Annotated in this window: 17 protein-coding genes; all 17 read left to right on the plus strand. The window is 42.0% G+C overall.

Translation table 11 applies throughout. The features are described 5' to 3' along the window. Positions 1 to 162 precede the first annotated feature (162 nt). The 17 genes from ACSQ8P_RS10915 (at position 163) to ACSQ8P_RS10995 (ending at position 26,228) form a co-directional block, all read left to right on the plus strand. Positions 163 to 1,887 (plus strand): sensor histidine kinase, encoded by a 1,725-nt coding sequence (locus tag ACSQ8P_RS10915; RefSeq protein WP_436235190.1) that lies wholly within the window; start codon positions 163 to 165, stop codon positions 1,885 to 1,887. A gap of 1 nt (position 1,888) precedes the next feature. Next, positions 1,889 to 3,466: a response regulator gene (locus ACSQ8P_RS10920; RefSeq protein ID WP_436235191.1), complete on the plus strand. Its 1,578-nt coding sequence runs from the start codon at positions 1,889 to 1,891 to the stop codon at positions 3,464 to 3,466. Between the two features lie 212 nt (positions 3,467 to 3,678). Then, complete coding sequence (locus tag ACSQ8P_RS10925; protein WP_436235192.1) at positions 3,679 to 4,614, plus strand: ABC transporter permease; 936 nt, start codon at positions 3,679 to 3,681, stop codon at positions 4,612 to 4,614. A 55-nt stretch (positions 4,615 to 4,669) separates the two neighbouring features. Further along, positions 4,670 to 5,515, plus strand: a complete 846-nt coding sequence (locus ACSQ8P_RS10930; protein ID WP_436239499.1) for a carbohydrate ABC transporter permease — start codon at positions 4,670 to 4,672, stop codon at positions 5,513 to 5,515. A gap of 131 nt (positions 5,516 to 5,646) precedes the next feature. Continuing rightward, positions 5,647 to 7,164, plus strand: a complete 1,518-nt coding sequence (locus ACSQ8P_RS10935) for an ABC transporter substrate-binding protein (protein WP_436235193.1) — start codon at positions 5,647 to 5,649, stop codon at positions 7,162 to 7,164. A 77-nt stretch (positions 7,165 to 7,241) separates the two neighbouring features. Then, positions 7,242 to 8,657, plus strand: a complete 1,416-nt coding sequence (locus ACSQ8P_RS10940; RefSeq protein WP_436235194.1) for a family 43 glycosylhydrolase — start codon at positions 7,242 to 7,244, stop codon at positions 8,655 to 8,657. Positions 8,658 to 8,762: 105 nt separating this feature from the next. Next, positions 8,763 to 11,564 carry a glycoside hydrolase family 78 protein gene (locus ACSQ8P_RS10945; RefSeq protein ID WP_436235195.1) on the plus strand — a complete coding sequence of 934 codons (2,802 nt, stop codon included), beginning with the start codon at positions 8,763 to 8,765 and terminating at the stop codon, positions 11,562 to 11,564. Positions 11,565 to 11,660: 96 nt separating this feature from the next. Further along, positions 11,661 to 12,662 carry an alpha/beta hydrolase gene (locus tag ACSQ8P_RS10950; RefSeq protein WP_436235196.1) on the plus strand — a complete coding sequence of 334 codons (1,002 nt, stop codon included), beginning with the start codon at positions 11,661 to 11,663 and terminating at the stop codon, positions 12,660 to 12,662. Positions 12,663 to 12,676: 14 nt separating this feature from the next. Continuing rightward, positions 12,677 to 13,648 carry an alpha/beta hydrolase gene (locus ACSQ8P_RS10955; RefSeq protein WP_436235197.1) on the plus strand — a complete coding sequence of 324 codons (972 nt, stop codon included), beginning with the start codon at positions 12,677 to 12,679 and terminating at the stop codon, positions 13,646 to 13,648. A gap of 316 nt (positions 13,649 to 13,964) precedes the next feature. Then, positions 13,965 to 15,377, plus strand: a complete 1,413-nt coding sequence (locus ACSQ8P_RS10960) for an MFS transporter (protein WP_436235198.1) — start codon at positions 13,965 to 13,967, stop codon at positions 15,375 to 15,377. 312 nt (positions 15,378 to 15,689) lie between these two features. After that, positions 15,690 to 16,430 carry an SDR family NAD(P)-dependent oxidoreductase gene (locus tag ACSQ8P_RS10965; RefSeq protein ID WP_436239500.1) on the plus strand — a complete coding sequence of 247 codons (741 nt, stop codon included), beginning with the start codon at positions 15,690 to 15,692 and terminating at the stop codon, positions 16,428 to 16,430. A 79-nt stretch (positions 16,431 to 16,509) separates the two neighbouring features. Next, positions 16,510 to 18,000 carry an MDR family MFS transporter gene (locus tag ACSQ8P_RS10970; protein WP_436235199.1) on the plus strand — a complete coding sequence of 497 codons (1,491 nt, stop codon included), beginning with the start codon at positions 16,510 to 16,512 and terminating at the stop codon, positions 17,998 to 18,000. A gap of 48 nt (positions 18,001 to 18,048) precedes the next feature. Then, the gene (locus ACSQ8P_RS10975; RefSeq protein ID WP_436235200.1) at positions 18,049 to 18,723 is read left to right on the plus strand and encodes an NAD(P)H-dependent oxidoreductase; all 675 of its coding nucleotides are present in this window, start codon (positions 18,049 to 18,051) and stop codon (positions 18,721 to 18,723) included. A 66-nt stretch (positions 18,724 to 18,789) separates the two neighbouring features. Beyond that, positions 18,790 to 20,274, plus strand: a complete 1,485-nt coding sequence (locus tag ACSQ8P_RS10980) for a GH39 family glycosyl hydrolase (RefSeq protein WP_436235201.1) — start codon at positions 18,790 to 18,792, stop codon at positions 20,272 to 20,274. Between the two features lie 284 nt (positions 20,275 to 20,558). Next, positions 20,559 to 21,371 (plus strand): helix-turn-helix transcriptional regulator, encoded by an 813-nt coding sequence (locus ACSQ8P_RS10985; protein WP_436235202.1) that lies wholly within the window; start codon positions 20,559 to 20,561, stop codon positions 21,369 to 21,371. 268 nt (positions 21,372 to 21,639) lie between these two features. Further along, a complete protein-coding gene (locus ACSQ8P_RS10990) occupies positions 21,640 to 24,897 on the plus strand; it encodes a hypothetical protein (protein WP_436235203.1) in 3,258 nt (1,085 codons plus the stop codon). Between the two features lie 539 nt (positions 24,898 to 25,436). Then, positions 25,437 to 26,228 (plus strand): spore germination protein, encoded by a 792-nt coding sequence (locus ACSQ8P_RS10995; protein ID WP_436239501.1) that lies wholly within the window; start codon positions 25,437 to 25,439, stop codon positions 26,226 to 26,228. Positions 26,229 to 26,249: the final 21 nt, after the last annotated feature.

A 26,249-nucleotide genomic window follows, 5' to 3' on the forward strand; every position in this document is an offset into this window, starting at 1 on the left:
GATAGATGATGATAAATTATCGAGTAAGTACCCCGAAGGTGTATCTCCAATAACTTAAGTTTATAATAGTAAACAGTGTTGGATATCCTGCGGCTAGTTGCTCCATACATCTTAAAAGAAGAAAGGACAAATATGATCCTTCAACAATTGGTTAATCGCGCTATGTTTAATTCCATCCGCTTTAAGCTAACGGCTGGCCTCGTTGCAATCATTCTGCCCATGATTATTTTTCTAAGTTACAACAACTTGTACTCGATCGATGTTGTAAGAAATCAGGTCGCACAATCCAACAGCAATTTGGTAAATCTCTACATGAGTCTAAGTGATGCCCTATTGGAAGATATTGATCGTTATTTAATAAAGGTTGTTTCAGAAGAAAGCGGACTACAATTCCTTTATCATCCGGAAAAATTAGATCTTGATCAATATAATTTGGACAAGCTATGGTTATTTCAGAAGCTAACCGATAACAGCGTTTACTACAAGGGGCTTGATTATTTCTTTGCTTATTCGGTAGTAAATGATGATCTGGTTTTTGCTCCTAAACCGACAGGTCATGCTTACTCCGAAAATCAACCGATCCAACGCGCGATTGTTAACCTATTACAGGATAAATCCATGAAGCAAGGTTATTCAAATCTAAAATGGATTGCGGTTAAACTGGAAGAAAGCTTCTATCTCATACACATCATTAAATCCGGAAACGTATATATTGGAGCTGGTGTTAATGCAAATGATGTTATGGGGCCACTTGATTTGTTGAATCTGGGAATCACGGGCAAAGCATTGTTTGTTGACGCTAACGGCACACCTCTTCAGGATGAGAAGTTTTTTACAGAGAATCAAATAAACCTGACTAATAAATCGGATTCATATTATCTAACCGGTCAAGGAGACAAATATCTGGTCACTGGTAAACAATCGGCTAAGGGAAGTTTCAGGCTTGTAGCACTTATTCCTGATGAGGTGATCCTGGAGAAGCTTCCATATCTTCAGCGAATTATTCTGTTTATTGTAGTAGGCTCTGCATTTGTATTAGTCGCTACTTTATTTTTCTTGAGAAAGGTCATATTAGTTCCGGTCAATCGGCTCGTAACTGCAATGCGGAGAGTTAAACAGGGCAATTTAGGACAGAGAATAGATCTCAAACCTTCCTCCAATGAATTCGAGCTGATGAACGAATCGTTTAACAGTATGGTTTCAGAAATTCAGCAATTAAAGATTAATGTTTACGAAGAGCAGTTAATTAGCCAAAGGGCCGAACTTAAGCATTTGCAGCTCCAAATCAACCCTCACTTTTTTCTAAATAGCTTAAACGTCGTTTATTATCTCGCACAGGAAAATAAAGTTGGTTTGATCCAAGAGCTGTCTCTCTCCTTGATCCGTTATTTTCGCTTCATGTTCCGGAGTCATACAAATTTTGTGCTGCTGCGGGATGAACTGGCACATACTGAGAATTATTTGAAAATCCAGAAATTTCGTTTTCCGGAAAGCTTCACTTTTACCATCTCCGTTCAGGAAGGTCTGGACGATTGCTTTGTTCCTACCTTAATGATTCAGTCTTTTGCAGAGAATACGATTAAGCATGCGATCGATACGGACGGAACCACCCATATTGATATTATTATCAACGCTATTGGTACTAGCCCTGAAGAACAGAAATTGCAAATCCGTATCCGTGATACAGGAAAAGGATTTTCAGAGGAGGTGCTGCAACAGTTAAAGCAAAAAATGAACTTAACCAATGAAGAGGGAGAGCATATCGGGATTTGGAATGTAAGACGCAGGCTGCTATTGTTATATCGGGATCAGGCACATATCGAGTTCTCGAATGATGATGGAGCCGTCGTAGACATCATGCTGCCGTATAAAATAGGGGGGATGTAACATGTATCGCTTATTAATTGTGGATGATGAAATGTTCATCGCGGACGGAATAAAATCGAGTGTGCAGTGGGAACGTCTCGGCTTTGTCAACGTATCGGTTGCTTATAATATTCGGCAAGCAAAAGAGATTTTTGATAAACAAACAATTGATTTGATGATTTGTGATATCGAGATGCCGCAGGGAAGCGGGTTAGAATTGGTTGAGTGGGTGCGGGAGTCATCTCAGCAAACAGAGTGTATTTTTCTAACCGCTCACCCGAACTTTGATTACGCCAAAAAAGCTGTAAAGCTTGGTAGCTTCGAGTACTTGCTGAAGCCTATCCCCAAAGATGAGTTGGAGGAAGTGGTTAGAAAGGGATTAGAGAAGATTAGAAAGGAACGTGAATCCGCTGTAATCATAATCGAAAGTTTCTGGCGGGACGTGTTGAGTCAAGCGATTCCTTCCGATCCAGATCATTTGGAGGAAATGATTCGAAAATTAAATATACCACTCTCGAAATCGATGCAATTCTTGCCGTTCCTCATTAGTATACATCATTGGGAGAAGCCATTAAACTCGCGAGATACCCAAATCATGAAGTATGCGTTGAAAAATGCCTTGAAGGAATTAGTCATTCAAGATCATGCTTCCGCTGAGCTTGTGTGGATCAATGATGAAAGCGGATTGGTGTTTATTCCGACTGAGAATTGGAACCAAGAAGATTTACCACGATTTAGAAGAATTATAAGAATGCGTTGTAAGGATTTTATTGAAGCATGCAATAAATATTTCTATTGTCATCTTTCCTGTTATATCGGGACAACAGCACCCATTCATGAAATTCGGGATATCGTTGAAAGCTTGATTGCTTTTAAGAAGGATTATGTCAATTTTACTGACCGTGTTATTTTTCTTGAAGATCATCAAAAAAAGGAAATTGAGCTTTCAATGCCGCCTTTCAAAATTTGGTCAGAGATGTTCAAGCAAGGCGATAAAAGTAAGCTTATTGAAGAATCGCAACAATTCTTAGATTCTTGGAAACGAATTATAGGGCTTGATGCCAAATGGATCACCCAATTTTACCAAGGATTTATACAAATGATCATGGCTACCTTACAGAATAAGGGTTTCCGAGCTGATGAAATTTTATCCGATCATTTGTCTCCAGTGCGATTAGAAGTCGCTTTACGTTCCGTGAAGGATCTGCAGGTATGGATGTTGGATGTTATAGAGGTGGTATTTTTTCATATCAAGGGTGGGGAATTGAATGAAACGATTGTAGAAAAAATAAGAAAATATATTGCCCTTCATATCGATGAGGATCTGTCTCGACAGTGTATTGCCGATTATTTTGGGTTAAGCCCTGATCATATTGTAAAGGTTTTTAAAAAAGAAACAGGCAATTCCATAAATGATTATATTCTGCAAGAGCGGATCATGATAGCAAAGGAAATGCTGACAAGCACAAATATATCCATTACTAATATTGCCATGGCTGTCGGATTTACCAATTTCCCGTACTTTTCATCGATATTCAAGAAGGAAGTATTGATGACACCTCAGGAGTATAGAAAGCATTATCGAAAGGAATCATTTTGAATATGAAATAAAAAAAGAAGGTAGAAATGATACCTTCTTTTTTTGCGCTTAACTAAATAAACGATGTCTGAATTTTGTAAGAGCAATGCCTGATATTTAATAGTTTGTATTTTCCTTATGTTTTAAAATGAAAGCAATCAATTGAAAGGTGGCAGAGACCCTTGCAAAATGAAGCCGTGATTAAGACCCAGGCAGACCAGGAGGACTTAAAAATGAAAAAGACAACAAAGTTAGCTCTGGAGCTTAGAAAGGCTAAAAGGTACAGAACGTTAGTGTTTATGGCCCTTCCAGGCTTGCTTTATCTGCTAATTAACAATTATTTGCCTATGTTCGGGGTTGTTGTTGCTTTTAAGAACTACAACTTCGCTAAGGGCATGTTGGGCAGTGATTGGATTGGTTTTAAGAATTTCGAGTATCTGTTTGCAACAAAAGATGCTTACATTATTACGAGGAATACCATTCTTTACAATTTCCTCTTTATTGCGCTGACTACAACTTCAGGAATTGGAACTGCAATTATCCTTAATGAGATTAGAAAGCGATTCTTAACCAAAATATATCAGACTTTCATTCTGTTGCCCCATTTGATCTCGATGGTTATTGTCTCCTATCTGGTGCTTGCGTTCCTCGATGTTGAGAAGGGATTTTTGAATAATAGCATTCTACCTATGTTCGGCGTGGATCCAATCTCTTGGTACAGCGAGACGAAATATTGGCCATGGATTCTCACCCTAGTTACACTATGGAAAGGTATTGGAAACACTTGCATTATTTACTATGCCGCAATAATCGGAATCGACCATGAATATTACGAAGCCGCAAAGATTGATGGTGCTAACAGGTGGCGGCAGATTTGGCACATCACAATACCTTCTATTATGCCCTACGTCACCATTATGACTCTGCTTGCTATCGGTCGAATTTTCTATTCGGATTTCGGTTTATTTTATCAGGTACCTCTTAACTCAGGCGTGCTCAATTCGGTTACTGGTACAATCGACACGTATGTATTTCGTGCATTGATGACCATGGGTGACATTGGGATGTCCTCTGCAGCTGGATTGTATCAATCTTTCGTTGGTTTTATCCTTGTCGTGGTATCTAATGCAATAGTAAGCAAGAAAAACAAAGAAAACGCGTTGTACTAAAGGGGGATCTTCATTGAAATCAAGTAATCTGAATCAAGGCGTCCTTAATATAATCATGATTTTGTTATGCGTATTCTGCTTGATTCCCTTTTGGTTGTTGTTCTCGGCTTCGTTGACCGATGACATGGAAATTATCCGCGATGGATATACCTTCCTACCAAAAGATATAACATTTTCAGCTTACTCGTATTTATTCAATAGTTCCCTAGGTATCATGAGGGCTTATGGTACTACGATTCTAGTCACTGTTATTGGCACCGTTGCCGGTTTATCTTTGACTGCGATGTTAGCTTACCCGCTTTCACGGTTTGAGATGCCTTTCAAAAATGCATTGGCTTTCTTTATCTTTTTTACGATGCTTTTTAACGGGGGACTCGTTCCGAGTTATCTGATTTACACAAATTTATTTCATATCAAAAACACGTTGTGGGCACTGATCATACCTAATTTACTCATGAATGGCTACTTCATTATTCTAATGCGCACTTTCTTCGCCACATCTATTCCGCGGCCGCTTATTGAATCGGCACAAATCGATGGGGCGAAAGAATGGAAAATATTCTGGGCTATTATAATTCCGCTATCGACACCTGTGTTTGGCACGATCGGATTATTTTATACGCTTCTCTATTGGAACGATTGGAACAATGGTTTGATTTATATCACCGATAGTCATTATTACAGTCTGCAAAACCTGCTGAACAGAATTCTGCAGGATATCCAATTTTTACAGAGTTCAACTCAATTAAATAACAAAGGTGACGAATTGGCGTCTAAAGTTCCGCTGGGTTCAATGCGCATGGCCATTGCCTGCATAGGTGTTGTTCCCTTACTGATTGCTTTTCCATTCTTCCAACGATTTTTTGTAAAGGGTCTAACTATTGGTTCTGTAAAAGGGTAATGGATAATGGCTTTGAGGATGACGGAAAATTGAAATCGAAATCTCGGAAATGAGAAAGTTGAACAAACTCTACTCTGTTAGTATGATCTTGCAGGTCTTGATAATTAATGAATAAAAGGGAGGCAATTGAATTGAGAAAAAACACCTTCAAAACAATTCTATTTTCGGCTTTGGCGTTAACTGTTCTCACTACGGCATGCAGCAGCAATTCGAGTAAAGATCCTGAAGCGACAGCCAATGGAAGCGGCAAATCAAGTGCCAATTTAAAGCCAGTAAACCTAGTGATGGCATACCCTACGGTTACAGAACAGAAGGATCTAGAATTGGTACAGAATGCGCTTAGCAAAATCACGAAAGAAAAGATCAATGCGACCGTAAAATTGGTACCTATCGGATTTGGAGCCTATAGCCAGCAAAAAACACTGATGTTGTCCTCGAGCGAGCAAGTCGATTTGATGATCAGCGGTCTTGGAACCCATAATCAGGATGTTGCCAAAGGGTTGTATGTTGAATTGGATAGTATCCTGGAAAAGACCGGAAAAGGAATCAAGGACGCGTTCGATAAAACGATTGGTTCCGATTATCTTAATGCAGTAAAAGTCAATAACAAGATTTACGGTATTCCGATTATTAAAAATGTGGCACAAGATTATACCATTGCTATGCGCAAGGACTTGGTAGAAAAATATAAGATTGATACATCCAAAATTAAAACCTTGGATGATCTTGATCCAATTTTCAAAGTTATTAAAGAAAATGAACCCAATGTCACGCCAATAGCAAAATCCGGCAGCTCAATTCTCACAGTTCTGAATGGTATTAATGGGGAACTGCTTGGCGATGGAGCCGGACTTTCAACAAAAGATGCCGGATTAAAAGTAGTAAACTGGTTCGAAACAGAGGAAAATGCCTATTTACTGAATACCGTTAGAAGATGGTATCAAGCGGGCTACATTGACAAAGATAGTGCTACGAGTACGGAGACTGGTTTTAATCTTATGAAAGCAGGAAAAGTTTTCTCGTACCCCAATCTAGTAGATCCTTGGTTTACTAGCGATTCGTCAACTGGAAAAGAAACGGTACTTGTTCATCTTAAGGCCGCTCCAGTCGCTACTTCATCGCTTAATTCATTTATGTGGAGTATTACTAAAAACACGGTGGATGAGGAACGAGCGATGAAACTGCTCGAACTCATGTATACGGACAAAGATGTGGTTAATTTATTGGATTACGGGATCGAAGGCAAACATTATGTAAAAGTGTCAGACAACATCATTGACTTCCCTGAGGGTGTTGATGCGTCGAATTCTACTTATTTCCCTGCTCAAGTTTGGATGTTTGGAAACTCGTTCCTATCGTATCTTCGTAAAGGAGATGCTCCTGATATGTGGAAAAATGCAGCCGAGATTAGTAATAAGGCTGTGAAATCAAGGATTCTAGGCTTCAGCTTTGATGTAGAGCCGGTTAGAACGGAAGTAGCAGCAGTTTCTAACGTGTTGAGCCAATTTCAAGTAGCTTTGGAAACAGGTATGATTGATCCCGCTTCGAAGTTGCCGGAAATGAATAAGCAATTAAAGGCTGCAGGTATTGAAAAAATTAACGCAGAGAAACAAAAACAGCTTGATGCATGGGCAGCGAACAAAAAATAAATTGTTAATAAACCACAGGATCTCATTTGGGATCCTGTGACTTATTACTATTGTCGGGAAAATTAAAGGAGTGAAAAATGATGAAACAAGGATTTAACCCCTATCTGCCTTCTTTCGAATATATCCCAGATGGAGAACCATATGTGTTCGACAATAGAGTATATGTATATGGTTCCCACGATCGATTTAACGGATATGCCTTTTGCCAGAACGATTATGTATGTTGGTCGGCGCCCGTAACTGATTTGGCGGATTGGAGAAACGAAGGAGTCATTTACAAAAAAACGGATGACCCGAAAAATTCAGACGGCGGAATGTATCTTTGGGCACCAGATGTCGCGAGAGGGTCAGATGGAAGATATTATTTGTTTTATGTCTTGGACCAACAACCGATAGTTTCTGTTGCGGTTTGCGATACCCCTGCAGGGAAGTACGAATATTACGGCGATGTGCATTATCCAGAGGGGACGCTTCTCGGGTATCAGGCTGGCGATGAGCCGCAATTCGATCCCGCTGTACTGGTGGAAGGAAACAATGTGTACCTCTACACGGGTTTCAGCCTGAGAGGTGATGTATCCAGAAAGGGAGCAACGGTTACTATTCTGGAATCGGATATGCTTACGATTAAAGAAGGGCCGAAAGTTGTCGTGCCTAGTGATTCTTACAGTAAAGGCACGGGATTCGAAGGTCATGAGTTCTTTGAAGCGTCTTCCATGAGAAAAGTAGGAGATACCTACTACTTTATCTATTCTTCTATCAATTATCATGAGCTTTGCTATGCAACTAGCAACTCCCCTACGGAAGGGTTTGCATACCGGGGGACGATCGTTAGCAATAGTGATACGTTTATCGACTCCTACAAACCTGCAGAACAAGCCATGTATTTTGGAGGGAATAACCATGGAAGCATCGTTGAAATCAATAATAGCTGGTATGTCTTCTATCATAGACATACGAATGGAACGAGTTTCAGCAGGCAGGGATGCATAGAACCGATTCAGATTCTCAAAGACGGTACAATACCTCAAGTGGAAATGACATCGTGTGGTCCGAATGGTGGACCGCTGATCGGCAGGGGAGAATATCCTGCATATCTTGCTTGTAATTTGTTCTGGAGAGATGTTGAGGCATCTATGCCAGGACCTGGAGGCTGGATGGACGACCGCTTCCCTAAGATTACACAGGATGGGAAGGATGGAGACGAGGAAATCGGATATATCGCCAATATGAGGGACGGCGCAGTAGCTGGCTTTAAATACTTTGATTGTAAAGGATTAAGCCAAATTACAATCAAAGCACGCGGAGGCTGGGGAGGAGCTTTTGAGGTCATGACTTCTTGGGATGGCCCATCTATTGGCAGCATTCCAGTGAAGATGATGAACGAATGGAAGGAATACTCCGCAGATATTACGATACCGGATGGCGTGCATGCGTTGTACTTTAAATATTTGGGGTATGGTAGCGTAAGCCTTGCTTCGTTTGCACTAAACTGATTAGTAAACCATAGCAATACTTTGATAGGGACAAAAATCGATGTAAATCGATGTAAAGCGTGTTATCACGAAATTAAGGTGATTTTTAAAGGAGACTTCGAAACTATGCTGGAGATAAATGAAAAGACAGCGCTTTTGCTATACCAACTTCTCGTCGAATCACAAGAGAATCCTCTAGGAATCGATGTAAAGTGGCCTCGATTCAGTTGGAATTTAAAAGCGAATCGCAGAGGCGTACATCAAACCGCTTATCAAATTATTGTAAATGTTCTTGAACCAGGATCTAAAAGGATTGTGCAATGGGACAGCGGAAAGGTAGCATCTGAAGAATCAGTTTATGTTCCTTATCAGGGGCCTGAGCTCGTTTCCCGTACGCGTTATGAATGGCAGGTTAAGGTTTGGGATGAACGTGGAGAAGAATCCGAGTGGAGTGCTTGGGCGTATTGGGAGATGGGACTGCTTCACCAGTCAGAATGGTTAGCTCAATGGATTGAGCCTGTGCAAAATGCTGTTACGTTAGAATCGCCATTTGATTACATGAATATGCATGAGAATAAAGTAGATTTGCCGATCACGGAGCGTCTTCATCCATGCCCTATACTCCGAAGAACCTTTGAGGCGAGCGAAGGGATTGAACGCGCGCGGGTATATGCAACCGCCAATGGCATTTACGAACTCGAATTAAATGGCAAAAAAATCGGGAATTTTGAATTGGCTCCAGAGTATACGGCCTATCCTAAATATCTACAATACCAGACTTACGACGTAACTTCGCTTCTCAGGGCCGGAAACAACGCAATCGGAGCGATGCTGTCGGATGGTTGGTACGCAGGTCGGATCAGTTTTTCCGGCGACAGCTGCCAATATGGCGATAAACTCGGATTGTTGCTGCAATTGGAGATCGACTACGTCGACGGTCATAAGCAAATCATTGTAACGGATGAACGATTCAAGTCTTCTTTCGGATCCGTGAGATACTCCGATCTTTTCATTGGGGAAATGGTAGATGCACGTCTCGAACAAGCAGGATGGAGCGAACCTGATTTTGATGACTCCCTTTGGACTGATGTTCAGATGGCAAACTACGGTTTGGAAAACATCGTTGCGCAGTACGGTGAACCGGTTCGCGTGGTCGGTGAAATTCCGGTACACTGTATCGTTACGACTCCAAAAGGCGAAGTGGTTCTCGATTTTGGGCAAGTCATCGCCGGCAGAGTTCGAATGCAAGCGGAAGGCCAAAGAGGCACCGAAATCATCCTTGAGCACAGCGAGGTGCTCGACGAGGAAGGGAACTTTATAAATAACATTATCGGACGGAATAAAGAGCAAAAGGATATATACATTCTTAGAGGGGGCACGGAAGAAACATTTGAACCGAAATTTACGTACCACGGCTTCCGTTACGTGAAACTAAGCGGTTATCCTGGTATCGTGAGGAAAGAAAGCTTTGCCGGGGTCATCCTCTCTTCGGATTTGAGAACAAGCGGCGCCTTTACTTGCTCGGATCATCGTTTGAATAGACTTCAGGAAAATATCGTATGGAGCCAAAAAGCGAACATGTTGTCCATACCAACGGATTGTCCACAGCGGGAAAAGGCGGGATGGACTGGGGATATCCAAGTCTACGCCCCAACTGCGGCGTTTAACATGGATATGAATGCCTTTCTGACCAGATGGTTAAGAAACCTTGTTGTTGAGCAATTCCCGGACGGTCAAGTTCCTAATATTGTTCCAGCTCCTAAAGCTTATCTTGAGCAGACAGCGGCTTATGGGCTTTCATCCAGCGCAGGTTGGGGAGACGCAATCGTCATTGTTCCCTGGGCGCTGTATCAAGCTTATGGAGATACCCGCATACTTGAAGAGAACTATGAGGCAATGGTCCAATGGGTTTCCTATGTCGAGAAGACCGCAGCGGAACAGCTTCCGGATGACGTGTCAAATCGGCAGTTGACGACAGAAGAGCGGGAACGTCAGAAATATCTTTGGAATACGGGACAGCATTTCGGTGATTGGAACATTCCCAGCTTTGATCGAGGCGGACCGACGGATATTCAAGACAACATGATGATGACGAAAGATTTGGTTGCTACATGCTTTTATGCGTACTCCACCAAATTATTGTCCAATATCGCGTCAGTGATCGGTCATGAAGTGGATGCACTTCGTTACGATGATTTAAATAAGAAAATTCGAAAAGCTTTTTCGGAGGAATATGTCAAAGAAGATGGTACGCTGAAATCGCATTACCAAGGCATTTACGTGCTCGCGCTGCAAATGAACATGGTGCCCGATTTGATGCGCAGCAAGGTGTTGGCTCAATTGGTACATTTAATTGAGCAAAATGGAATTCGGTTAGATACCGGCTTCGTTTCTACTCCTTTCCTATTAGATGTTCTTTATAATAACGGACGTCCCGACATCGCTTATCAATTACTTTATCAAACGGAAGCTCCTTCCTGGCTGTACGAAGTCGAGAAGGGAGCGACGACCATCTGGGAAAGTTGGAAGGCCATTCGTCCAGACGGCAAGGTTTCGGATGTATCCTACAATCATTACGCTTTTGGTTGCATCGGAGATTGGCTGTATCGAAGAATTGCCGGAATAGATAAAGCCCAAGCTGGTTACAAACATATTCTCATTCAACCTGATTTCAATTGCAGCCTCACCTATGCTAAGGCATCGTATGATTCGATATATGGAACAATCGTATCTGAATGGAACATCAACGCACAAGAAATTTCGGTTTACATCGAGATCCCGGCCAATACGACCGCTACGATTGTGTTAACAGGGGCTCATAAACACGATATAGAGCTAGAGGACGGTATTACCTCGATTGTGGACAAAGCAACTGGAGTCACCGTGGAAGTTGGCAGCGGCAAATATCAATTTACCTATAAAGTGTAACTCCTAGTGAAGTCCCGATGGTTTTGTTAAATCGGGACTTCTTATAATTGGGATGCTTCTTATGTTAGGAAATTGAATGAATCAGGAGGCGATATGATGATCCATGAAACGCATAAATTATGGGAAAAAGAGGAATATACGTATCCGGTGATCGGGCGATTTGTTCCAAATGTAGTAACATACATTCACGATGAAGATGATCTCGCAAGACCTGCAATCATCATCGTTCCAGGTGGTGGTTATGCTGCGGTAGCTCACTCGGAAGGAGAAATCGTTGCACAGGAATTCTTCAACAAAGGTTACAATGCTTTCGTTCTTACTTATACTACAAATTTTATGAAGTCGAGCCCGCTGAAGCTGCAGCCTTTAAAGGATTTATCCAAGGCGGTTACGTTTGTGAGGAAACAAGCGCAACGATTTTACATTAACCCTCATCAACTGACGATCTGCGGTTTTTCCGCGGGGGGGCATCTATGCGGCAGTCTTGCCGTGCATTTCGATGAGAAAGAATTGCTTCTTAACGAGGAATATGAAGGAATCAGCAATCGTCCGGATGCAGTCATCTTATCTTACCCGGTGATTACTTCAGGTGAATATGGGCATCAAGGCTCGTTTACAGCCCTATTTGGGGTAGAACCATTAGAAGAAGAGTTGGCGTTTATGTCTTTAGAAAAACATGTAGGTAAAGATACTCCACCTATTTTTATGTGGCACACATCAACAGATGAAGAGGTGCCTGTGGAGAACAGCTATTTATTTGCAAACTCGTGCAAGGAACAGGGAGTCCCCTTTGAGCTTCATGTATTCGGAAACGGTAACCACGGACTGTCCCTGGCCAACGAACAGTGGGCATCGGGGAACTATGGGGGATTTTACACGATGCAACAGTTTTTTGATACCCTAGAGTACTTAGTTGAACATCGTATAGAGCTTCCGGCTCCTTTTAATATGCTCGGAACGATTCCTGAGGGGTTAAGCGCCAAGGATTATTTTAGACAGATTATGTCGCAATATGCTCAACAAAATAAGCAGGACGAAGGGATCGCAATTTGGCCGGCACTAGCACATAACTGGTTAAAGAAAATATACAGTATATAATTTGGGGGTTCAGTATGGATACACCAAAACGAAGTGAACATTTAATTGATTCAGAAATTCGAGGTGTTCTAGAGTTTTTGGGCAACACGAGCTTGACAACAGAAAATTATTTAGCAGCACGAGAACAATTAAAAGCCGTGTTTGCATCTAGTCATGTGGAACAACGTTATGAGGTAGAAACAGAAGAAATTTGGGTTGATAATGTATTCGATGATTCTAAAGTAAGGTTAGTCATTACCAAACCGCGAAATAAATCTGAACAGCCATATCCATTGATCTACTCTGTTCATGGCGGTGGTATGATTATTGGTATTGCAGAATCAGAAAATGAAACACATGCATATTTAGCACATCAGTACAATTTTATCGGTATTTCTGTAGACTATCGCTTGGCCCCCGAATATACGCAACCAGCTCAATTGTATGATTGTTATTCAGGTATTAAGTGGTGTATCGACAACGCTAAAGAATTAAATATAGATATTGACAAAATCGCCGTCGCTGGCGGTAGTGCTGGAGCTGGGTTAGCTGCGGGACTGGCACTATTTATTCGTGATCGTCAAGAATTTACTATACAACATTTGCGATTAACCATTCCTATGTTAGCTGACCGTACAGCCATCAATGAGGATCATCCGTTTAATGGTGAATATGCTTGGAATAAAGCAAGCAATTATTTTGGTTGGAAATCTGTACTTAATCAAGAACCAGGGACTGAGGGAATTTCAGAATATTATTCCCCGGCAAGAGCTACGTCACTTATAGGCTTGCCTAGCACTTATTTATGCGTAGGATCAATCGATTTATTTGCTGAGGAGACATTGGATTTTGCAAAACGTTTATTGTATGACGGCGTACTTACAGAACTGCATGTATATCCAGGTTACCATCATTTTGGGTTCGTAATTCCTGATGCTTTTCATAGTAAAAAAGAGGCGGATAATAGCTTAAATGCCTTATTAAGAGCTTTAAACATCGTTAGTTAAGTAAGCGGAGCCACCATGGGCGCGTGGATTTAGGATCGACAAACAGGGGAACGTTCTAATAAGCGTGAATTATGAGAACAATAAATGAAAAACCTTAGGATGGAAGCTGGCGTCGAAACTTATTCGGCGTCAGCTTGTTTAGTTTCGATTTAGTTTTCTTCTGATAGTTTAGATTAATTGAGAGTAATGACGGAATTTTATAAGGGGGATAACCGATATTTGATAGTGGGTGTGTGCTGATTCCCTTAAAATAAAACAAGTGAAAGAGAATCTATTCTACTTTTCACAAACGATAACTATCGAGGTGAGTATGAGAATGACAACTTTAGTCCAGGTAATGTCAAACGAGTCCAATAAGGATTTAAACTCAAATGAGTACCCTTTAGAGCTGCGAAAAGGTCAGTTGCTTGGTGATAGTCTAGGTCAAGTTGGTTCTGTCATGACGGCAGTTATTTATACTAGCTTTATCATGTATTTTTTAACAAATATTGTTCATATGAATCCAAGCACGACCGGAACGATTGCTTTACTTGGTTCCATTATTGGTGCTTTAGGAAGCTTGGCAACAGGATTGTTAATTGATAAGTATAAAACTAAGAATGGAAGAGCTAGACCGTGGATTGCTCGTTCCGTCCTGCCTATGGTATTTTCGCTACTCATTTTAACTGCTATCAGAGATGGAATGGATCTGGCAATGAAGCTTGTATTTGTATCAGCAGGTATTCTTCTATATAAACTCTCAATTTCTGTACAAGGTACTGCTCAAAGCACTTTAATGGGACTGGCTTCACGAAATCCACATGAACGGGCAAAAATAGGAACGGCACGAGGTGTAAGTAGTTTCGTTGGAGGTACGATCATAACCGTTGCTTTTCTGCCACTTGCGCAGTTTCTAGGAGGTGGACAGCAGGCGTACTTGATCGCAACTGGTGCAATTTCTATTGTAAGTGCTTTACTGGTCTTCTACCAGTATAAAACAGCACGTGAAAGTGTAGATAACGTTCAAGTCTATGATCAAGAAGTTGTACCAAAGATTACTGTCAAGGAAATGTTGAAGTCATTTTTAACCAACAAGTTTTTTTATATCGCTATTTCTGTAAGTCTTTTGTCGACGCTCACCAGTACGTTAACCTCTTCCTCCGGGGTTTATTATGCTCAATATATATTGGGGAGTGTCGGTCTACAACCTGCTCTTGCAGCAGCAGGTGCGCTGCCAGCGATACTAGCATTCGCTATTCTCCCTATTATTACTAAAAAAATGAGCATTAGATGGACGGTTGGATTAGGAGCTTTACTAGCTTTGTTGGGTAGCGTGATTCGTTTACTTGATACAAGTAATGTCGTCTTCGGCATCACAGGAGCAGTGCTTAATGGGGTCGGTTTTGTACCGGTTTTAACTTACTGCGGTGTCATGATCAACAATGCTGCAGACTATGGAGAATGGAAAACAGGCATTCGCGCTCCAGGAGTAATAAACAGTGTAAATAATACAGCATATCTTTTAGGTACGGCCATTGGTTTATCGTCCGTGGGATGGATATTAGGTATAACTCATTATGATGGAGCAGCGGCAAGTCAGGCTAGCTCTGCCATCCAAGGCATATTATCCCTCAGTATTTATATTCCTATGATATCTTCGCTGCTGATTTTTGTTTGCAGCCTGTTTTGGGGATTGGATAGAATTTTTCCGCAGATTACAAAAGAGCTTAGAGATAGGCACATTAATTAAAAAAAGGGAGGATATTTGGAAATGGGATACAACGAAAACTTAAAAATTGGGGAACTGTTAGGGAACAATGAGGCTTTAGAAATCCTAACCAAGCATTTACCGGAATATGTGAAAGAGCCTATGTTCAAGATGGCTTCTAGCTTTACCTTAGATCAACTGACTGGTTTGCCCCAAGTAAACATTCCGGCCCCTGTACTTGCGGCACTTAAGCAAGATTTATCCACAGTTACATTTGAAAGCACACCGGAAAAGAACGAGCAGGCTCCTTCAGCTGCGCTAGAAACAAAGGGCTTACGTACTCATGAAGGGAAAGTGGCGATTATTACAGGGGCTGGCAGTGGCATTGGACGGGCCAGCAGCATCAAGCTAGCAGCAAGAGGCGCTAAGGTAGTCCTTGTTGATTATAATGAAAAATCCGGACAAGAAACATTAGATGTTGTAAAAAGCAACGGCGGGGATGGAATTTTCGTTCAAGCGGACGTTTCAAAAAGTGCGGATGTCCAGAATTATGTTCAAAAGGCTTTGGATGCTTACGGTAAAATTGACATCCTATTCAATAATGCAGGAATGATGCAAAGGTTTCAGCGTTTCCAGGATGTGTCCGAGGAAGAGTTTAGCCGGGTAATCGATGTTAACCTGAAAGGGATCTTTCTGGGAATGAAATATGTTCTTCAGGTGATGGACAAACAAGGCTACGGGAATATTGTCAATACCGCATCAACGACTGCGATTCGGGCTGAACACAGTCTCGCTTCATACACAGCTAGTAAACATGGTGTTGCCGGTTTGACCAAAGCTGCCGCCATCGAATACGTAAGAAAAGGAATTCGGATCAACGCGATTTGCCCAGGCGGAGTGGCGACGAATATGACTGCAGCCGTGCCTCAAGAACTGCGTGAAAGTGGATACGTTCCCGAGGAATTCCCCAACATGAGAATCGGACGTTTTGCCGAACCGGAGGAGCTAGCGGAGATTGTGGTGTTTCTGGCTTCCGAAGCATCAAGTTATATGACGGGATCACTTGTCCTTGCAGACGGAGGGATGACGTTATAGCAGTAATTTCCACGGATGACCGTCAGCGAGTGAATCATTCGGTCCTGACGGTCTATTTCGTATAGAGAGGGGAAGCCATATGGATTTATCAAACGCAAAAGACCAAGAGCAATCTGTTTTCGGTAGTAAAAGCAACCGATTAATCGTGCTCGTCATGGTGCTTGGGGTGTTTGTCGCGATTTTGAACGAAACGCTGCTCAATGTAGCGCTTACGCCGATTATGAACGATCTCGACATCTCGACGAGTACCGCTCAGTGGTTGAACACCGGCTATTTACTCGTTATCGCCGTGCTTATACCTGCTACAGCCATGTTCATACAGCGTTTCACGACAAGAGCTTTGTTTCTATCTGCTATGGGAATGTTTGCAGCAGGCACACTTGTGGCGGCGATTTCCCCCAGTTTCGCCTTTCTATTTGCCGGAAGACTTATTCAAGCGGCGGGAACAGGGCTGCTTTTTCCATTGCTGACAAATGTCGTATTGGCTATTGTTCCTTTTCATAAAAGGGGAGCTGCGATGGGGACAATCGGCATCGTTATAACGTTTGCGCCTGCGATCGGCCCTACGTTATCCGGCTTAATCGTTGCGCATTACAGCTGGCGCGTTCTTTTTTTCAGCATGCTGCCGATTGCAGCTTTCGTTATGCTCATTGCTTACCTGCGGTTGAAAAATTTTGCGGAAACCGGGAGGACAAAGGCTGACCCGCTCTCCTTGCTTCTCTCTACTCTTGGGTTTGGCGGGATCGTGTACGGCTTCAGCAGCGCAGGGGAATTTCACGGGGGCTGGTCGGATCCAAGGGTTCTCTGGCCGATTGCAGCTGGAGGATGCGCGCTCATCTGGTTCTGTCTGCGGCAGCTGACGATGCGGCAGCCAATGCTGGATTTAAGAACCTTTCAATTCGGTATGTTCAGACTCTCGGTAATGATTATGATGATTGTCATGATGGCGATGTTCTCAACGATGATGCTTGTACCGATCTTTCTTCAAGGTGCGTTGGGATACACGCCGTTGCTTGCCGGCTTAGCAATGCTCCCAGGCGGTGTTGTTATGGGTATTATGTCGCCGATAACGGGCAGATTGTTTGATCGTTACGGTGCCAGGTGGCTGGCCGTTATCGGGCTTACGCTCATGGCCGTCACATTATGCTGCTTAGGCTTCATGAAGCCTACCATTTCGTATTTGACGATTACCATTTTAAATACGCTTTTCATGCTCGGAATTTCGATGCTGATGATGCCGGTCATGACGAACGGCTTGAACGGGCTTCCGAGACGCCTATATCCGCACGGCACGGCTATTGCCGGTACGCTACAGCAGGTTGGCGGCGCAATAGGAATGGCGCTGCTAGTGACGGTCATGTCGAACGGCTCCAGCCGTTTTGTGACAAGTGAGACCAGCGTAATATCGGGCTCCGAATTGCAGATGCTGGCGATGGCGGCAGGTATGAAGCAGGCATTTTTACTAGCCTTCGGCATTGTAGTGATTGCTTTGCTGACCGCTCTATTTTTTCTAAAGCGCTCGGTTCCTCCAGCAGGCGAGGGAGAGAATAGACCAGTTGCTGTACATTAATTTAATAGAAGCCTGATGCTATAAAAAACAGAAAAGGAATGATTTTACATGATAGGAACAGAGAGTAAAAAACAAGAAATTTTAAAAGCATACCAGTTTAGACATGCTTGCAAGGCATTTGATACCAACAAAAAGATTTCGGATGAAGATTTTCGCTTTATCTTGGAGACAGGAAGATTGTCTCCAAGTTCATTTGGCTTCGAGCCGTGGAAGTTTGTCGTGATCGAGAATACAACGCTTCGTGAAAAATTAAAACCTGTATCTAGCGGAGCCCTGGGACAACTTTCCACTGCCAGCCGTTTTGTAATTATATTGGCCAGAAAGAAAGAAGGCTTAAGTCATGATTCTGCTCACGTGATCAAAATGTTGAAAGACATTCAACATATGCCTGAAGAAATTATTGAAGGTTATTCTGGTTTCTATAAATCGTTCGTCGAAGCAGCATTCGAAAATAATGACCGTCTTATTTTTGAATGGGCAAGCAAACAAACATATATAGCTTTGGGAAACATGATGACAGCTGCGGCTCAAATTGGAATTGATTCCTGTCCAATTGAAGGTTTTGATAATAAGCAGGTGAACTCTATTCTACAAAATGAGGATATTATTAACGACAACGATTTCGGTGTAGCCTGTATGGTCGCTTTCGGATATCGGCAAGAGGATCCCAAACGTCCAAAAACAAGACAAAATCTCGATGATATTGTTGAATGGTTCGTTTAACCGATTATTATGTTGTGGTGTTTCTGGCTCTAGACTTATTAATAACAAGAAAGAGTGGTGCAAGATATGAAAGTCAATTTTACTGTCAACCTTGATTCGAAAACAGAGGCATTTCCTCACTACTGGGAACTATGCATAGGGAGCTGCCATGCTTATACGGCCCTTCGCGCGGATTATCAGCGCCTGTTGACGAAAGCTCATGAAGAACTGGGATTTAAATATGTTCGTTTCCATGGTTTATTAGACGATAACATGTCGGTTTATACCGTACTCACAGGTAAGGAGTTGTACTCCTTCCACAATATCGACGTGATCTTCGACTTCCTATTGAGCATTGGGATGAAACCGTTTATCGAGCTTGGGTTTATGCCTTCTGCATTGGCTTCCGGGGACAAAACATGCTTCTCATATAAAGGAAACATTACTCCGCCGAAAAGTTATGACAAATGGTTCGAGCTGGTGAATACACTCGTAAAGCACCTGGTTGAACGATACGGCATCGAGGAAGTTCGTACCTGGTTTTTTGAAGTGTGGAACGAGCCGAATTTAAAATACTTTTGGGCCGGCAGTAAGGAAGAATATATGAAGCTCTATGAATACTCGGCTCGTGCGATTAAGCAAGTGGATTCTCTTCTAAAAGTTGGAGGACCGGCATCTTCCGGCAATGCCTGGATACCGGATTTTATTGACTACTGTAAAAATAACAATGTGGCCGTTGATTTCATTTCTACGCATCACTATCCTACATCTGACCCTCTAAGTACACATCATGAAATTGATATCGAAGCGATGATGAGATTGGAAGAAGAAGAGAAAAAGAAGGCCTTTGCAGCGTTGATGAATCCAAACTATGAGCGTGGGGTCATGGCGGTGATGACGCAAAATGCGAAGCGGGAGGCCGGTGATTATCCGCTTTATTATACAGAATGGAACTCCGCCGCTTTCCCATACAAGCAGGACGAACCCTATTCCGCCGCTTTCGTCGTGAAAACCTTGGCTGATAATGCAGGTCTTGTCGAAGGATATTCCTTCTGGACGTTTTCAGACATCTTTGAAGAATCAGTTCAACAATCGTTGCCGTTCCATGGGGGGTTCGGATTGCTGAATATCGATGGTGTACCGAAGCCAACCTATCATGCCTATAGAATCATGCATGGTTTGGGGACAGAAAGAATTTCCATGGAAACCTGCGAAATCGAAACGCTAGAACTGCTTGTGACGAAGAAAAGTGCTGGATTGGCAATGGCTATTCATAATCACAATGCACCAGAGCAGGAGATCACGGGCGCGGAAGTTTGCATAACATTTCGAGGCGATTTAACCGGAAAGCAAGCTACTATTCGGGTCATTGACGAAACCCATGCAAATCCGAAAGCGAAATGGGTGGGACAAGGCAGCCCGGAATATCCTACGAAGCATCAACTTCAGGAGTTGTTCAAGGCTTCCGAAGTAACAAGTAGGCCTGTTCAGCTTAAACAGCTCCCTAGCGGGGAATGGTACCTGGAGCTGACGGTTGAACCGCATAGCGTAACAGCGATCGATATTGAGTAGTAGTTAGACCTTAACATTTGAAGTGAGCAAGTTGCGAAAAGAACATCTGACATTGATGTTCTTTTTTACCATAGTCTAAAGGAGCGTTCAAAAAAGGAAGGTTCAAAGTTTTTTGTAAACGTCCTTGAAAAGGAACGGCAATTGGTATTTGTTTGGTCCCTTGTTTTTATAGCGATGGGTCTTAAAACTAATCGGAATCCAACCTATTTCCATTAAAAATTCACGGTAGGGGATTTTTAGAAACAGAAAATCACATATTCATTTTTAGACAAGGAGTGAGTCGAATGCTTACAGCCGCCAATTATTTCACTTATTCGAAGGACAATAGCTTGCACCAGATACTGCCTATCCGACTGCATTCCATAATATATCTTGGAGACGATTGTACGGATTCTATGTTGTATGTTAAAGATGCTTACCAAATCATGATTTGCCTTAAAGGTAATGGGAAATTGCGACTTGAAGGGGAGGAGGATTTGCTACTTGACCAGAATCAAGTATTGATCCTTCGTCCGGATCTTCGTTACCAACTTGAATGGATGACAGTGGATTGGCAGGTCGCCTTTATCCGGTTCTACTGCACGTCTGTCGTTTTTGCTCAATTTCAGCTTTCGGTTCAGAGACCTTCCAACTTGAACATTCGAATGAAGCAGCTTTTGGAATGTTTAAGCGGGTATGAAGGGAGTACTCACTCTATGTGGAAATCGTCGGAATGGGTGTACTCACTTCTTATGGAAATTAAAATGGAAGATGCAATTTTGAAAGCGCATTCACCCTTTTGTAAATCATATTCTGATAAAATAGTCGACTATATATCGGAACATTATTGCGATAAGTTGACTCTTACATTGTTATCCAAAAATTTCGGATATACCTCGAAATATTTAAACAAGCTTTTTAAAGCAGAGACAGGTTTTTCGATTCAAGATTTTATCCTGAAAATCAGGATGGAAAGAGCAGCAGGAATGCTGAAGATCAATGACTTTAGCATAGAGGAGGTAGCTGAAAGGGTTGGCATGGAGTGGCGTACATTTCATCGCAATTTTCTGAGTTATTTCAACACTACGCCGGGTCAGTATAGGAAGACATTTGAATAAGTAAAAAAAGAGGTAATCTTTTGGACTACCTCTAGTAGAAAGCGCTTCCGGAGGAGGAAAGGCGCTGAAAAACCTACTGCTTGACCTTGATTATAGATCAGTTCATTCCTACACGGTATGTCAAGTCGGAAAAATAAAGCTGTCAAAACAGGAAAATATATCTGCCTGTTTTAGCATATTTAGTTCCATTCTTGTCATAACAATTTGATTTCGCCTCAGCTAGAATGATATTGAAAAGAGATTCATGAAAACAGGGGGGAAATAAGCCATGATGAAGAAAACTTTCATAACCGCAACTTCGATGGCAGTGATAATTTCGATGCTTTCATCGACGGTTTGGGCTGATACAGCCGTACCGAGCACAACTGCTAATACGGTATCGTCAGTTAAAACGTCTGCTGACTTTCAAGATCTAGGCAGCATTGACGCAGATTTAAAAATGAAAATTGATGCGTTGCTTGCAAAAGGTGGTTTTGAAGGAGTATCCACTAACTTTTTCGGAATTGATCAAAACATGACTCGTGCTCAATTTGCAAAAGTTCTATCCATTATCTATAACTTGAAAGTAGATTTGAGTGTGAAGACCTCAAGCTTCGTTGACCTGAAGATGGATGACCCAGCAAACGGTTGGGCGATTCCTAACGTCGAGGCGGCTAAACAAGCGGGTTTGATTGAAGGAATGATCGATTCGGCTGACGGACCTGTATTTGCCCCAGGGGAAGCAGTTACCATAGGGCAATTCGCAACTGCGCTTATAAAAGGGTTAGGCAGTAAAGTGGACTTATCCGGTACCCCTTGGTATAAAGATGCTGTAAAGCAAGCGATTGCGGCCAAAATTCTACCGGATAATGCCGACGGCGCCAAAATTGCTACTCGCGCGGATCTCGTTTATGGTGCTTTTGGAGGCCTACAAGCCTTTGTAGAGGCCCACAAAGCTGCTCCGATATCGATTGAAACAGTGAAAGCTGTCGGTATCAGAACGGTTATCATAACCTTAGATGGCGAAGTGGATTCATCAAAGGCTACTCTTGCGTTGACGAAAGGAAAAGCTCCAATCGCTACTAAAACAATGTGGTCTGATGATAAGAAAACGGCTACGTTGACACTAACGGATACCAATCTACGTGCTGGCGACTACGAAGTAACGCTTGGCGGGCTTGACGCAGCAAGTATAAAAACTGCATTCGGTAAATTTACAGCCCAGGATGAAACATTGCAAAAAATTGAATTTGTAAACACAAGCGACACAATTGCCTATTCTTCCACTGCTACTTTACTCGTTAAAGCAATTAATCAATACAATGAGAACGCTTCCATTCCGGTTGGCAATTATACAGTTACTTTGAGCAATGGACAAACCGCACAATTGAGCAAAAGAGACGACGGTTTGTTGAAGATGACGTTAGACAGTACGAAAGCGGACTCGATCGGAAATCCGTCTTCGACGAATCTGACCAGTATTACAATCATGATTTACGATAATGTTACACACGTTGCTGCTACAAAGAGTTATACGGTAGGCAATAGAGCTTTCATCACAAAGGTGTCCTTTGGGGAAATGAAATACTCACAAGGGACTGTTCTTAGTCGAAAAGGAGATTATGCCTCCGTTACTTTGGTGGTAAACGATCAATATGGAGACCAAATAGGCTTTAAGGCAATTCAAGATATACTTGGTGCAACGAGTGATAATGATCTTGTATCAGTTGGCAAAGTGCAATGGAACATCTCACCTTTTGAGCAGAACGTAACGGCAGGATTCCAGGACTACAGCAACACGGATATTCCGGAATTTCGCTTAAGTCTTAGCCAGAATGTGGACAAAGCTGGGGATTACAATATCAATGTATATATTCAAGGTGCATCTGCCAGTGCTAAGGTTTCGGTAGCGTCAATTGCGGTGGCTACAAAAGTGGAGATAGGAGACCCAAGCGATGTGATTGCAGCCGGCGATACGGACGTGTATGTACCCATCATAGCATATGACGCAGGTGGCAATAAATTGAATACGGATGACTTAATCAGTGATCTGAATACAGGCCGGATTAAAGTGCTAGTTTCCGGAGCAGATGCTTTAAATCAGGACGGAACTTCCGGTACCAATGCAATTATTTGGAATTCCGGACAAAACAAAGGCGCCATCCGTTTATCTCAAGTTAAAGCTGCTCATAACGGCATGGTTACGGTAAATGCATATATCAATTCGGCAAATGTGAATAGCTCATCATTCAAATCATTCCATGTTGCGGATGTTCGCATTCCGGATTATTTGAAAATGGTAACCGAACCGACTTCGAAAATTGTCGCAGGCGGCAACACCCAATTCAAGATCCAAGCGATCGATCAGTATGGGAAGACCGGGAATTATTTCTTGGCAAGCGACGGTTTAGGCAATCCCATAGCCATTTCGGATGTAAACAACGTTACTGGGGCTGTGTATTACAAAATCAAGTTTACACCAATTTCTACAGATGGGATTGCTGCGGCTGTTACAAATGATGATGATACCAAAGTTGCGCCAAATACGCTTTCGCCTTACGTAACTTCCGCCAAACAATATAATACGTTTGCTTACGTAAACGGAGGCTCCGGATATGCCAAAAATATAGGCTTCGCGGAATTAGTAGATAATAAATATCGTCTGGCTACTTCATCTGATGCAGCTAACGGAACTATAGGCTTTAAAGCTGAATTGATCAAAGTAAATACAAGCGGTTTTGAATCTGTGGTCGATACCTTAAGTCGCTATGTAAGGGTTATAGATGCCGGCAGCATTGCTAGCGAAGGTCTTACCTACAAATTAAATAATGTGTCCAATTTGTTCGCAATCGGGGGCGCAGTTGCTGGTGGCGATGTTGTTGAGAATACAGATTCGAATCTTAATAAGGATGTTTGGGAGGAATTCAAGCTTACAACCACTGATATGTTAAATGCGGTCACTAGCACTCTTGCTCATGAAGTTACATTCAGCGCGACAGATGCATCAGGCAATCCGGTAGCTCTACCGAAACAAATTACATCTATCGTTTCCTCCGATTCCTCTGTAGTAAAAGCAGTTTATGGAGGAAACGGGAAAGCATATGTCATAGGGAACAAACCTGGAACGGCCACGATTATGGTCATTTATAAAACCAAAAAAGGTGATTATAACAGGGTGACTGCAACGGTAACCGTTAAGAACGACCCAATTGCTGTAACCTTTATCGGAGCGTATAACACTACGTATACGACTGCTTTGACAGGTTTCAATGTATTTAGTCAACTATTTGAACTTGATAACTATGGTTCCTTTTATGCTGGATGGGGTCATGGCGGGGCACCGAGACAGTATAACAGCCTGTTAGGCCTTACTTTCTCAACAATGAACATTAGAGGTGGGAAAGTAGATATTGATCCGTACGGTAATGTGACCGCATCAATAGATGGAACAGCGAAGGATTCGAACGGTGTGGCCTATGTCACTTACGATTTGACGGCAACAGGACCAAACGGCACAGCTGCTACAATGAGCATTATCCAGAAATAATAAGAAAAACGATTAGGTGAATTATTTGGCAAAAGTGGGCGAAGGAGGAGAAGGGTGCACTATAATTGATGGTTCTGATGCAAAAAAATAAAGCAACCAACGAAAGTTTCCGTTTTGAAATGGAAGTCAAGAGGGAAAAATAACCATTGCTCGACAAATTGGACAGGTAAAAGTCTTGATGACTTTACCTGTCCAATTTTGGTCATATGCAAAGTTTCAATTCCTCTTAAAGTTAAGTCGGCTGTTTGAAATGTCTGGAATCCTAATAGCGTATTCGTCTTTTCATATAAAAAAAATTCCAGTTGTATCAATCACTATTGCTCATGTGAACGTCGGTGTACATTAATCAAACTAAACTCAATAAAAGTTTTTTGATTTTTTGGTCTGCCACGTACAATTGCATAATTACAGAAATTATGGGGGAATTTACATATTAGCTAAATGAATACAACTTGTTTTAAAAAGAGAGGGTGTTTATGCCAAACAGTTATTTAAGCATAAATGCAGAGCTATCAAATAATCTTTAAATAACCAAAAGTATATTTGGAGAAGCCTCCGACCTCATCATACGTAAATTTCAAATAGGTAATACGGAAATAGGGGCAGCCATTGCATATTTAGACGGACTAGTCAACATTGCTGTAATTAATGAACAAATTCTGAATCGTTTAATGTCCATTGTTATTTCAGATAGAGCCAGCCTATCTGAAATAATCGAAAAAATAAAGGACAACGTAATCAGCGTCGGGGATTTAAAAGCGGTGTACTGCATTAAAGAATATGTTGAGGAAATATTGTCGGGGAATTGTGCACTTCTAATAGACGGCAGTATAGAAATAGTGGTTATCGGGACTGCCGAACAAAAGACTAGAAGTATCGACGAACCTTCTACAGAATCGGTAGTACGAGGACCGAGGGATGGGTTTATCGAAAATTTACGAACAAATACATCGTTGATTCGAAAGCGTTTGAAAGATCCTAACCTTAGGCTAATCAGCTATAAGATAGGACGCAGATCTAAAAAGGATTTATTGGTTGTTTATATTAATGGAATAACCGATGAACAGCTTGTTGAGGAAGTTCAAAGACGCATTAATCGTATCGATATCGATGATGTTCCGGAATCGGGGTATGTGGAGCAATTAATTGAGGATAATTATTGGTCCCCTTTTCCGCAAGCTCAAACGACCGAGCGTCCAGATAAAGTAGTAAGTGCGTTATTAGAGGGTAAAGTTGCCATTATGTTAGATGGAACTCCATTTGTATTGACTGTTCCGGTCACCTTTTCTATGTTAATCCATCTGTGTCGCGTATTGAGAAACGGGCGTTAGTGAAGCTTTATCATGAACTTT

The organism is Paenibacillus sp. LjRoot153, from assembly GCF_964253085.1.
In the GTDB taxonomy this organism is placed as follows: domain Bacteria; phylum Bacillota; class Bacilli; order Paenibacillales; family NBRC-103111; genus Paenibacillus_E.